9 protein-coding genes are annotated in these 11228 nt (G+C 70.8%); 2 read left to right on the plus strand and 7 right to left on the minus strand.

Going from position 1 to position 11228, the window contains the following annotated elements; genetic code table 11:
• Positions 1-193: 193 nt before the first annotated feature.
• From IG99_RS37105 to IG99_RS37115, 3 genes are read right to left on the minus strand one after another with little or no spacing between them, the layout of a single operon-like run.
• Positions 194-940 (minus strand): succinate dehydrogenase/fumarate reductase iron-sulfur subunit, encoded by a 747-nt coding sequence (locus tag IG99_RS37105; RefSeq protein WP_037682225.1) that lies wholly within the window; start codon positions 938-940, stop codon positions 194-196.
• The gene (locus tag IG99_RS37110; protein ID WP_037682228.1) at positions 937-2883 is read right to left on the minus strand and encodes a fumarate reductase/succinate dehydrogenase flavoprotein subunit; all 1947 of its coding nucleotides are present in this window, start codon (positions 2881-2883) and stop codon (positions 937-939) included. The genes IG99_RS37105 and IG99_RS37110 overlap by 4 nt, the downstream gene beginning before the upstream one ends.
• A 2-nt stretch (positions 2884-2885) precedes the next feature.
• Entirely contained in the window at positions 2886-3557 is a 672-nt protein-coding gene (locus IG99_RS37115; RefSeq protein WP_037682230.1) for a succinate dehydrogenase, read from the minus strand.
• Between the two features lie 120 nt (positions 3558-3677).
• On the opposite strand from IG99_RS37115, the gene IG99_RS37120 reads away from it, so the two are divergent.
• A complete protein-coding gene (locus IG99_RS37120) occupies positions 3678-4562 on the plus strand; it encodes a LysR family transcriptional regulator (RefSeq protein WP_037682231.1) in 885 nt (294 codons plus the stop codon).
• 8 nt (positions 4563-4570) lie between these two features.
• Here the strand turns inward: IG99_RS37120 and IG99_RS37125 are convergent, their stop codons facing one another.
• Positions 4571-5464: an NAD(P)H-binding protein gene (locus IG99_RS37125; protein WP_037682232.1), complete on the minus strand. Its 894-nt coding sequence runs from the start codon at positions 5462-5464 to the stop codon at positions 4571-4573.
• 123 nt (positions 5465-5587) lie between these two features.
• On the opposite strand from IG99_RS37125, the gene IG99_RS37130 reads away from it, so the two are divergent.
• On the plus strand, positions 5588-6433 hold the full coding sequence (locus tag IG99_RS37130) for a LysR family transcriptional regulator (RefSeq protein ID WP_037682233.1): 846 nt from the start codon (positions 5588-5590) through the stop codon (positions 6431-6433).
• 33 nt (positions 6434-6466) lie between these two features.
• On the opposite strand, the gene IG99_RS37135 is transcribed toward IG99_RS37130, so the two are convergent.
• The 3 genes from IG99_RS37135 to IG99_RS37145 all read right to left on the minus strand — a co-directional run bounded on the left by IG99_RS37135 (position 6467) and on the right by IG99_RS37145 (position 10694).
• Complete coding sequence (locus IG99_RS37135; protein WP_037682235.1) at positions 6467-8611, minus strand: putative bifunctional diguanylate cyclase/phosphodiesterase; 2145 nt, start codon at positions 8609-8611, stop codon at positions 6467-6469.
• Positions 8608-9420 (minus strand): SAM-dependent methyltransferase, encoded by an 813-nt coding sequence (locus tag IG99_RS37140; RefSeq protein WP_037682237.1) that lies wholly within the window; start codon positions 9418-9420, stop codon positions 8608-8610. The genes IG99_RS37135 and IG99_RS37140 overlap by 4 nt, the downstream gene beginning before the upstream one ends.
• 287 nt (positions 9421-9707) lie before the next feature.
• Positions 9708-10694: an SCO0930 family lipoprotein gene (locus IG99_RS37145; protein WP_037682238.1), complete on the minus strand. Its 987-nt coding sequence runs from the start codon at positions 10692-10694 to the stop codon at positions 9708-9710.
• Positions 10695-11228 lie beyond the last annotated feature (534 nt).

An 11228-nucleotide genomic window follows, 5' to 3' on the forward strand; every position in this document is an offset into this window, starting at 1 on the left:
TACCCCTCGTTTCTCCCGATCCTGGTTGGCGAGCACATGACCGACGCCGGGAGCCCGCATGTGGGAATGCTGAACCCCAGGCGACTGCGACGCCCTCAAGGGCGCGGGACTGTATCGGTTTGCGGCTCCGCCGCGTGGGCGCGACCAGCCCCCACAGCCCGCGCCCCGAAGCCCACCAGCCACCCTTCCGGCGCTACCGCTCAACTCTCCGCGCAGCCCGCAGCCACTCCTTGTTCATGCTCGTGATGGACACCAACGGAATCCCCTTCGGGCAAGCCGTCGCACACTCCCCCGCCAACGTGCACCCCCCGAACCCCTCATCGTCCATCTGCGCGACCATGTCCAACACCCGCGTCTCCCGCTCGGGCGCCCCCTGCGGCAACACGTTGAGGTGGTTGACCTTGGCGGAGGTGAACAGCATCGCCGCCCCGTTGGGACACGCCGCCACACACGCCCCGCACCCGATGCACTCCGCGTGCTCGAACGCGAGGTCCGCGTCCGGCTTGGGCACCGCAGTGGCATGCGCCTCCGGCGCGGACCCGGTCGGCGCGGTGATGTACCCACCGGCCTGGATGATCCGGTCGAACGCCGACCGGTCCACCACGAGGTCCTTGATCACGGGGAACGCGGCCGCCCGCCACGGCTCCACGACGATCGTGTCGCCGTCCTTGAAGGACCGCATGTGCAGCTGGCAGGTCGTGGTGCGCTCCGGCCCGTGTGCGTCACCGTTGATCACCAGGGAGCACGCCCCGCAGATGCCCTCACGGCAGTCGTGGTCGAAGGCGACGGGATCCTCGCCCTTGACGATGAGCTCCTCGTTGAGCGTGTCGAGCATCTCCAGGAAGGACATGTCGGGTGAGATGCCGTCCACTTCGTACGTGGACATGGTGCCGTCGGCGTCGGCGTTCTTCTGCCGCCAGACGCGCAGGGTGAGCCTCATGCGTAGCTCCGCTGGGTGGGGTGGACGTACTCGAAGACCAGGTCTTCCCTGTGCAGGGTCGGGGCCTCGCCCGTGCCGGTGAACTCCCAGGCGGCCGCGTACGAGAACTCCTCGTCCTTGCGGGCGGCCTCACCGTCCGGTGTCTGGGACTCCTCCCGGAAGTGGCCGCCGCAGGACTCGCTCCGGTGCAGCGCGTCGAGGCACATGAGCTCGGCGAGCTCCAGGTAGTCGACGACGCGGTTGGCCTTCTCCAGCGACTGGTTGAACTCCTCGCCGGTCCCGGGCACCTTGATGCGCCGCCAGAACTCCGCGCGGATCTGCGGGATGCGCTCCAGTGCCTTGCGCAGCCCCGCGTCCGTGCGTGCCATGCCGCAGAACTCCCACATGAGTTCGCCGACCTCGCGGTGGAAGGAGTCGGGGGTGCGGTCGCCGTCGACGGACAGCAGCAGGTTCAGCCGGTCCTGGGTCTCCGCCACCACCTCCTGCACGACGGGGTGTTCGTCGTTCACCTCGTCCTGGTGCGGGTTGCGGGCGAGGTAGTCGTTGATGGTCGCCGGCAGGACGAAGTAGCCGTCGGCGAGGCCCTGCATCAGCGCGGAGGCGCCGAGCCGGTTGGCGCCGTGGTCGGAGAAGTTTGCCTCGCCGATCGCGAACAGACCGGGAACGGTGGTCTGGAGGTCGTAGTCGACCCAGAGTCCGCCCATCGTGTAGTGCACGGCGGGGTAGATCCGCATCGGCACCTCGTACGGGTCCTCGTCGGTGATCCGCTGGTACATGTCGAAGAGGTTGCCGTACTTGGCCTGGACGGCCCCCCGGCCCATCCGCTCGATGGCGTCGGCGAAGTCGAGGTAGACGCCCTGGCCGCCGGGGCCGACTCCCCTGCCCTCGTCGCAGACGTTCTTGGCCGCGCGGGAGGCGATGTCACGAGGGACCAGGTTGCCGAAGGAGGGGTAGATGCGCTCCAGGTAGTAGTCGCGCTCGTCCTCGGGGATCCGGTCCGGCGGCCGGGTGTCGCCCTTCGCCTTCGGCACCCAGATCCGGCCGTCGTTGCGCAGCGACTCGCTCATCAGGGTCAGCTTGGACTGGTGGTCGCCGGTGCGCGGGATGCAGGTCGGGTGGATCTGGGTGAAGCAGGGGTTGGCGAAGTAGGCGCCACGCCGGTGGGCCCGCCAGATGGCGGTGGCGTTGGAGTTCATGGCGTTGGTCGACAGGTAGAAGACGTTGCCGTAGCCGCCGGAGGCGAGTACGACGGCGTCGGCGAAGTACGTGTCGATCTTGCCGGTGATCAGGTCCCGGGCCACGATTCCGCGCGCCCGCCCGTCCACGACGATCAGGTCGAGCATCTCGGTGCGCGGGTGCATCTCGACGTTGCCCGCGGCGATCTGCCTCGACAGGGCCTGGTACGCGCCGAGCAGCAACTGCTGGCCCGTCTGGCCGCGTGCGTAGAACGTACGGGACACCTGCACGCCGCCGAAGGAGCGGGTGTCGAGCAGACCGCCGTACTCGCGGGCGAACGGCACGCCCTGCGCCACGCACTGGTCGATGATCTCGACGGAGATCTGGGCGAGCCGGTGGACGTTGGACTCGCGTGCCCTGAAGTCGCCGCCCTTGACGGTGTCGTAGAACAGCCGGTGCACGGAGTCGCCGTCGTTGCGGTAGTTCTTGGCCGCGTTGATGCCGCCCTGGGCGGCGATCGAGTGGGCGCGGCGCGCGGAGTCCTGGTAGCAGAACTGGACGACGTGGTAGCCCTGTTCGGCGAGGGTGGCGCCGGCGGAGCCGCCGGCGAGGCCGGTGCCGACGACGATCACCGTGTGCTTGCGCCGGTTGGCGGGGTTGACCAGCTTGGCCTCGAAGCGGCGCTTGTCCCAGCGCTCGTTCACGGGGCCGGACGGTGCCTTGGTGTCGAGGACCGGTTCACCGGTCGGGTAATCGGTGTAGGTCATCTTCAGCTCACCACTCCGGTCATGACGCCCACGGGTACGGCGATGAAGCCGGCCGTGAGCAGCAGTGCGAGGACGTCGGCGACGGTCTTGAGGGCGCGGTCCCGGGTACGGCTGCCGGCGCCCAGGGTCTGGGCGGCGCTCCAGAAGCCGTGCCGGATGTGCAGGCCGAGCGCGAGCATCGCGACGATGTAGATGACGTTGCCGTACCAGGTGGAGAAGGTGTCCACGACGTTCTGGTACGGGCGGCCCGCCTGGAAGCCGCCGGAGTGCACGGTGCCGGTGGTCAGGTCGAGGATGTGCCAGACGATGAACAGGCCGAGGATGATGCCGCCCCAGCGCATGGTGCGCGTCGCGTAGCTCGCCCGCGGCTTCTTGTGCACGTACTTGCTGGGCCTGGCCCTGATGTCGCGGCGGCTGAGCTGGTAGGCGGACGTGGCGTGGGCGACCACGGCGGCGACCAGGACCACCCGGATGAGCCAGAGCGTCCACTCGTAGTGCATGAACGGTTCGCCGACCGTGCGCAGCCAGTGCGCGTAGTGGTTGAACTCACCGGCGCCGAAGAAGATCTTCAGGTTCCCGATCATGTGGGCGATCAGGTACAGCAGCATGATCAGGCCGCTGACGGCCATCACGGTCTTCTTGCCGACGGTGGAGTCCCACACGGTGCGTGCCATGGACGGCCGTCGGTCCGTCCGCGTTGCCAGAGCCATGGCTCAAGACGCTAGGCCCGGCCACCCCGATCGGTCCAAGACATGGTCCGGCTTGATTCCATAGGGAACGCCTATGCTGGTGGGGTGCAGTTCCAGCAGCTCCAGTACTTCGTTGCGGTCGCCGAGACCCGGCACTTCACCCGGGCCGCCGACCTGGTCCATGTCGCGCAGCCGTCGCTGTCGCAGCAGATCAAGGCGCTGGAGCGGGAGCTCGGGGCGGATCTCTTCCTGCGGGCGCGGGGCAACATCACGCTGACCGACGCGGGCGAGGCGCTGCTGCCCCTGGCCCGGCGCATCCTGGCGGACGCGGAGACCGCGCGGCACGAGGTGCAGGAGCTGGTGCAGCTGCGCGGCGGCCGGGTGCGGCTGGGCGCCACGCCGAGCCTGTGCACGGGCCTGCTCCCGGACGTGCTGCGCGCCTTCCACGACCGCTATCCCGGTATCCGGCTGCTGATCGAGGAGGGCGGCTCCCACGATCTCGTACGGGAGCTGGCGCGCGGCGCGCTCGACCTGGCGCTGGTGGTCCTGCCGCTGCCCACGCCGTCGCCCGCGCTGACGACGGTGGAGCTGCTGCGGGAGGACCTGGTGGTGGTGTCGTCGCCGGACGCGGCGAAGCCGGGGAACGGCCGTCGGACGGTGCGTGTCGCCGACCTGGAGGGCGAGCGTCTTGTGATGTTCCGGCACGGCTACGACCTGCGGGAGCTGACCGTGGCGGCCTGCCGCGCCGAGGGCTTCGAGCCGGACTTCGCGGTGGAGGGCGGCGAGATGGACGCGGTGCTCGGGTTCGTCCGGGCCGGGCTGGGCGTGGCGGTCGTGCCGCGCATGGTCGCCGCCCGGTCGGGCCGGGGGCTGCGGGTCACACCGCTCGCCCGGCCCGGCCTGCACCGTACGATCGCCCTCGCGCACCGCAGCGACGTGGCACCGCCGCGGGCGGCGCGGGAGCTGCAGCGGATGCTGCTGGAGCGATGAGCCCCGGCTCAGCGCTGAAGGGCGACCGGCTTGAACACCTCCTCGCACCACTGGCGGAAGGTGGTGGGCGCGGTGCCGGGGGTGCTGGGCTGCGAGGCGCCGTAGAAGCCCTGCGCGTTCTGGGCGTCCACCATGTCGGCGAAACCCCGCACCCATGCCTCACTCGCGCCGAAACGGACCCACCGCGCCCTGAGCTCCGCGGTGGTCGTGAACTCGACGCGGACGGGCCGGTCGAGCACCTCGGAGAGGACGCCGGCCATGCCCTCGGGGGTCAGGTCGTCGGGACTGACCAGCGGAACGTCCTCCTGTCCGGTCCAGGAGTCGTCGAGGAGCAGCCGGGCGGCCGTGGCACCGATGTCACGGGTGGCGCACAGGCGCAGCACACGGTCAGGAACGAGGGACGTCGAGAACACCCCCGCGTCGCGGATCGAGGCCACCTGGCGGAGCTCGTTCTCCATCAGAGACGGCGGGCACAGGGCCCGGTAGTGGACGCCCGTGGCGGCGATCGCCTCGTCCATCGCCAGCCCCACGGAGATCAGCCCGGCGTTCCTGGCGATACCACGGCCCAGCGTGGAGACGGCCACGGCCCGTTCCAGGCCCTGGGACTCGATGACCTCGCACAGCGGCTCGGTGAAGGCCTGGAAGTGTCCTTCGACGCTGTCGGCGCCGGGGTGCGGCGGGACCAGCCAGAACACCCTGTCGGCGCCCTGACAGGCCTCCTTCAGCACGGCGGGGTCCGCGTGCGAACCCTGGACGACCTCCACCCGCCCGCGCACCTCGGGGGCGAGCGCGGCGGGGTCGCGGACGATCACCCGGACCGATGGGGAGCCCTGAGGGGCGTCGAGCAGACGGGCGACGACCTCACGGCCGATCTGGCCGGTCGGGGTGGTGACAACGATCATGAACTACTCCTGGGAAAGGGGTGGTTGGGATGCCCTGAGCCTGCTGCCGCGACGTCCGGAACTGAAGGACCGGTTCGCTCGCGGTTGTTACCCTCAGGGCAACACCGATCGGAGGGCAGGCCCGTGGAGTCGCGTCCGCTGCGTTACTTCGTCGCCGTCGCCGAGGAGCTCAACTTCGCCCGCGCGGCCGAACGGCTCGGCATCTCGCCGCCGCCACTGTCGCGGGCGATCCGTCAACTGGAGTCGGAGCTGGGGGCCGTGCTCTTCGAGCGGACCACCCACAGCGTGACGCTGACCCCGGCGGGGGAGGTCCTGCTGCCTGAGGCCCGGTTCGCGCTGGAGGCGATGGAGGCAGCCGGGCGACGGGCCCGGCGTGCGGCCGACGACGGGCCCAAGCTGGTGCTGACGGTGAAGGCCGACGGCGATGGGGGGCTGCTGGAGCCGATGCTCGCGCGGTACGCGGCCGACCCGGCCGCGGTGCCGGTCTCGGTCCGACTGTGTTCCTGGCGCGAGCAGTCCCTGCTGTTGCGCCGGGGCGAGGCCGACGTCGCGCTGGTCTACGAGCCGTACGAGCGGACAGGCCTGGACGTGGAGAACCTGGCCGCGGAACCGCGGGTCGCCGCCCTCGCCGTGAGCCACCCGCTGGCCGCCCGGGCCGGGCTGAGCCTCGCCGACCTCGGGCTGCGCCCGGACGAGGTACACCGGTACATCGGCGGGCTGCGCGCGCGGGGCCAGGACCTGGCCCAACTGCTCACGCTCGTCGGCCTGGGCGAGGTGTTCGCCCTGCTGCCCGCGTCGGTCGCGGACCGCTATCCCCGGCCGGGCGTCGTCTACCGCCCGGTCCGGGACGCGCCCCCCGCCGTCCTCGCCGTCGCCTGGCCCCAGCAGTCCCGGTCGAGGGCCACGGCTTCGCTGGTACGGGCGGCGATGGCGGTGGCCGCCGAGCGGGAGGAACGGGCGGCGAGCTGAGCCCCTGGCGGAGGCATAGGTGGCAGGCCCCGCTCAGCCCGTCGCGTCCACCAGGGCCAGCTCGTGCAGGCGTTCCGGGGGGCCCGGGCGGGCGTAGTACCAGCCCTGGGCGGTGTCGCAGCCCAGTATGCGCAACTGCTCTGCCTGGGCGCCGGTTTCGACACCCTCCACGGTCACCGCGAGGTCCAGGCTGTGGGCGAGGGAAACGATCCCCTCGACGATCTTGAGGTCCACGGGGTCGGCCGGGAACTGCTGCATGCTCTGGGTGAAGGAGCGGTCCAGCTTGAGGATGCTGACCGGCAGGCGGCGCAGGTTGGCGAGGTTGGAGTAGCCGGTGCCGAAGTCGTCGAGGGCGATGTCGACGCCCATCTCGGCGAGGCGGCGCAGCGGCTTCAGCAGGTCGTCGTCGGCGCCGATCAGGGCCGACTCCGTGACCTCCAGGCAGAGCGCCTCCGGCTCCAGGCCCTCCCGCTCCAGGATGTCCACCGTGTCCTGGACCAGGCCGGGGTGGGTGAGCTGGCAGGGCGAGAGGTTGACGTTGACGCGGAGTGGGCCGGTGACCGCGTTCCCGCCGTGCCGTTCCTGCCACTCGCGGGCCTGGCGCACCGACTGTTCCAGGACCCAGCGGCCCAGCGGGACGATCAGCCCGGTGTGCTCGGCGAGCGGGATGAACCGGTCGGGGCCGAGTACCCCGTGCTGCGGGTGCAGCCAGCGCACCAGGGCCTCCGCGCCGTGCACGCTGCCGTCGCCGAGGTGGACCAGCGGCTGGTACTCGATGAAGAACTCGTTCCGCTCCAGGGCGGTCGGCAGCGCGGTGGTGAGGCCGTTGCGGGTGATGGCGCGGGCGTCGGCCTCGGGGTCGGCGAGCTCGAAGCGGTTGCCGCCCGCCGACTTGGCCCGGTACATGGTGATGTCGGCGCTGCGCAGCACCTCGGCGGCGCTGCGCTCCCCCGCGGCTCCCTCGACGATACCGATGCTGCCGCGCACGGTCAGCTCCCGGCCGTCCACACTGACCGGGGCGATCAGCGCGTTCATGATGCGCGCGGCGAGCTCGTCGACCTCGCGCCGTGTCTCGGGACCGGTGGTCAGCGCCACGAACTCGTCACCGCCGAGGCGGGCGACCATCTCACCCGGCGCGGTGGCGCAGGACTGGAGCCGGTCGGCGACCTCGACGAGCAGCCGGTCGCCGGCCGCGTGGCCGAGGCTGTCGTTGATGGTCTTGAAGCCGTCGAGGTCGAGGTAGCACAGCCCGAACCGCTGCCCCTCGCCCGCGGCCAGCACCTTCTCCAGCCGTTCGAAGAACAGGGTGCGGTTGGGCAGACCGGTGAGCGCGTCGTGCGTGGCCTCGTAGCGCAGCCGGAGGTTGAGCAGACGGCGCTCGGTGGTGTCCTCCATGAGGGCGAGCTGGTACTGCGGCCGACCGTCGGCGTCGCGCAGCAGGGAGACCGTCAGGTTGGTCCACAGGACCGTTCCGTCGGGGCGGCAGAAGGCCTTCTCCACGTGGTAGTGCTCGCGTTCGCCGCTCACCAGCTCCTCGTAGAGCCGCCACACCTGCGGGGCGTCGTCGGCGTGCGTCCACTCGCGGACGTTGCGGCCGCGCATGGTCTGCTCGGAGCCGCCGAACATGCGCAGCATCGCCCCGTTGACCTGGAGGACGTTGCCTTCGAGGTCGGCGATGCCGATGCCTATGGCGGCGCCCTCGAACACCGCGCGGAAGCGGGCCTCGCTGGCGTGCAGCGCCTGGGCGACCACGCCCTGCGCCCGCAACGCGGCCTGCGCGATGGCCTCCTGCTCGCCGAGGGTGCGCTCGCGCAGCGCCTGCGCGAACCCGGCGGCCATGGCGTGCTGGAGCCGGGAGCAGCGCGTACGCAGCTCCTCCTGGTGACCGTCCTCGCCGCAGTAGAGCACCAGGTAGGCGTCCACGCAGTCCAGGCTGCGGCTGAGCGCTTCCGGGTCGGTGCAGTGGGCGTCGATCAGCGCGGCGCCGACCGCCCTGGCGGCCTCGGCGTCGAACGTCCTGGCCCGCAGCGACTCGCTCAGACTGCGGGCGAGCGGCAGGAGCTGCTCCTCGAACTCCGGCCGGGTCAGCGAGGTCGACGTCACCGGGAACACCGCCCGGCTCCAGATCGTGGCGAACCGGCGGAGTCTGCCCTCCGGCCCGTCCGGCTCCGCGGTCACGCCGTACGCCCCACGCCGGCGAACCCGGAGAAGGCATAGGGATCCTCGTCCTCCGGAGCCGTCTCCGGCCGCCACCGCGGCGGCGACACCAGTCCCGGTTCCACCATGTCGTACCCCTCGAAGAACCGCGCGATCTCGTCACGCGAGCGCATGATCAGCGGGTTGCGAATGTCCTTGTACACGTCCACCGCGCCCTCGGCCCGCTGCGGCGGCAGCGGGATTCCCTCGTACGAGGCATGCGTGAGGATCAGTAGGCTGCCGGGCGCGAGTGCCTCGCGCAGCTCGGCCACCGCACCGTACGGGTCGTCCGCGTCTTCCACGAAGTGCAGTATGGCAACGAGAAGCAGTGCCACTGGCCGATTCAGATCGATCAGGTCGAGAACCCGGGCGCTGGAGAGGATCTCCTGCGGCTTGCACAGGTCGGCCGCCACGACGTCGGCGTCCGCGTTGCCCTTGAGGACCGCCTCGCTGTGCGCGACGGCCACCGGGTCGTGGTCGACGTAGACCACGCGTGCGCCGGGGCGTGCCGCCTGGGCCACTTCGTGGACGTTGCCGAAGGTGGGGATGCCCGAGCCGATGTCGAGGAACTGGGTGATGCCCTCGTCGGCCGCGTACCGCACCGCGCGGCGCATGAACGCCCGGTTCGCCTGCATGATCTTGGGGAGTCCCGGCAGGAACTCCATGGCCTTGCGTGCCGCTTCCCGGTCGGCCTCGAAGTTGTGCGAACCGCCCAGGTAGTAGTCGTAGATCCGCGCGACACTGGGCACCGAGATGTCGATGCTTCGTGGGGCCCAGGCGGGACGCTCCATCTATCTCTCCAAGGCGCTAGGCGATCCGGTGTTCGAGCAGAGGCTACTGATCGCCCGCCAAAAGAACGAGTGGAACCGGAAATTGACCGTCCGTTCCCGGTCACTGCCTGCGGCACGTGCCGAATCCACGTGGGGTGAAAGCGCCGTGAAAAGCGGTGCGATACAGGGACACGTCCGCACAAGGCGACCACGACAGCGGTCCGCCCCCCTCCGTGCGGCGCGGAGGGGGGCGGACCAGGGGTCGGTCACACCGTTGCGGGGAGGGATCTGCCCTGCGGAGGTGATCTCTACTGCTTCGGCGCGCCGACCAGCTTTCCGTCGGGGGCCACGGCGTACCACGTGCCGCCGACACCCTGACCGTTGATGTCCCCGGGGGCCTTGTCACCGGAGAAGGTGTAGATCGGCGAGCAGTTGACCGTCATCTGCTTGACGTTGTTGTCGGGCCGGGTGAAGCTCATCAGGCCCTTCTTCTGGACGTCCTTGGTGTCGTTGACCTCGACGGGGGCGACGACCGGCCACTTCTCCAGGCAGGCACCGGTGCAGGCGGAGACGGGCTTCGGCCACGCCTTGTCCTTGACGAAGCGGTAGACCGTCATGCCGTTCTTGTCGACGACGATCTCACCGAGGTTGGGGTCCTTGCGGGTGGACAGCCCGGGCAGGTCGGAGACCTTGGCCTTCTTGCCGTCGGGGGCCAGCGCGTACCACTTGCCGCCCACACCCTGGCCGTTGACGTCGCCGGCGTTGGCGTCCTTCGCGTAACGGTAGGCCGGCCAGCCGCCGATGGTCAGCTGCTTGGTGCCGTCGGCGCGGGTGACCTCACCGAGCTCGGACTTGTCGACGCCCTCGCCGGCGGACGCGTCGTCCGCGGGGACCGGCGGCCAGGCCGTCGCGCAGTCGCCGTCACAGTTCGACTTGGGCGGCTCGGCGGTGTCCTGGTCGAAACGGTAGAGGGTCATACCGTTGCCGTCGGTCAGCACCTGGCCGAGCTCGGCGTTGGTGGAGACGGACAGCTTCCCGGCCCCGACGCCCTCCGCGGCGGGCACGGAGGCGGGGGCGGAGGGCGCGGCGGAACCGGCCGTTCCGCCGGTACCGGCACCACCGGCGCCGACACTTCCGTAATCACCGGTACCGGCAACCGTGCCCGCACCGGCCGCGGCCGTGGCGCCCACGTTCTGACTCGACGCCGTGCCGGATTCCTGACCGCACGCCGTCGTCAGCGCCAGCACGGCCACGGCGCCCGCCACGAGTGAGGCGCTCCGCCAGGAGGTCTTCATCGTCAACTCCCCAAAATCACAACGGTGTTGCAGCGCCCTGCTGCGCCGCCGCACGGTCATGAGTACGCATGGGGGCCCTGGTTGTGTTCAACGACGGCACAAAAATCTTTCCAAGAACTGTGAACCGGGGGACGGGCGGGGCCGCGGCGGGTTACGGAAAGCCGTGCGGCAAACCCGTGCGGCCGAACTTCGCTCGTTCGGGGCAATTTTCCCGCGGCCGGACGCGCGCCCGCGCGTGAGGGCTCAGGATCTTCGTCGTGCATGCACCCGAACCGACCAGATCCCCTTTTGTCACACGGGCGTTGGCCCTCATGGCGCTGACATGGATCCTCGTGGGCGCACCGGCCGGAACCGCTGCGGCCGACGCCTGCGCGTCCGCCTCCACGGGCCCCGACGGCATCGAGGCGGTGGCGGTCGCCGGCGGTCACACCTGGCCGACCCCGCCGCCGTGCCCGGTGCCGACACCACCGCCGTGCCCGACCCCCACGCCGACCCCGACTCCCCCGCCGCCGAGCCCGCCGCCCACTCCCCCGC

Source organism: Streptomyces griseus subsp. griseus (assembly GCF_000720255.1).
GTDB lineage: Bacteria > Actinomycetota > Actinomycetes > Streptomycetales > Streptomycetaceae > Streptomyces > Streptomyces griseus_I.

Coding starts and splice junctions, on each gene's coding strand:
- IG99_RS37115 (WP_037682230.1), bottom strand. CDS start 3,557: ATGGCACGCACCGTGTGGGACTCCACCGTCGGCAAGAAGACCGTGATG.
- IG99_RS37145 (WP_037682238.1), bottom strand. CDS start 10,694: ATGAAGACCTCCTGGCGGAGCGCCTCACTCGTGGCGGGCGCCGTGGCC.
- IG99_RS37110 (WP_037682228.1), bottom strand. CDS start 2,883: ATGACCTACACCGATTACCCGACCGGTGAACCGGTCCTCGACACCAAG.
- IG99_RS37105 (WP_037682225.1), bottom strand. CDS start 940: ATGAGGCTCACCCTGCGCGTCTGGCGGCAGAAGAACGCCGACGCCGAC.
- IG99_RS37140 (WP_037682237.1), bottom strand. CDS start 9,420: ATGGAGCGTCCCGCCTGGGCCCCACGAAGCATCGACATCTCGGTGCCC.
- IG99_RS37125 (WP_037682232.1), bottom strand. CDS start 5,464: ATGATCGTTGTCACCACCCCGACCGGCCAGATCGGCCGTGAGGTCGTC.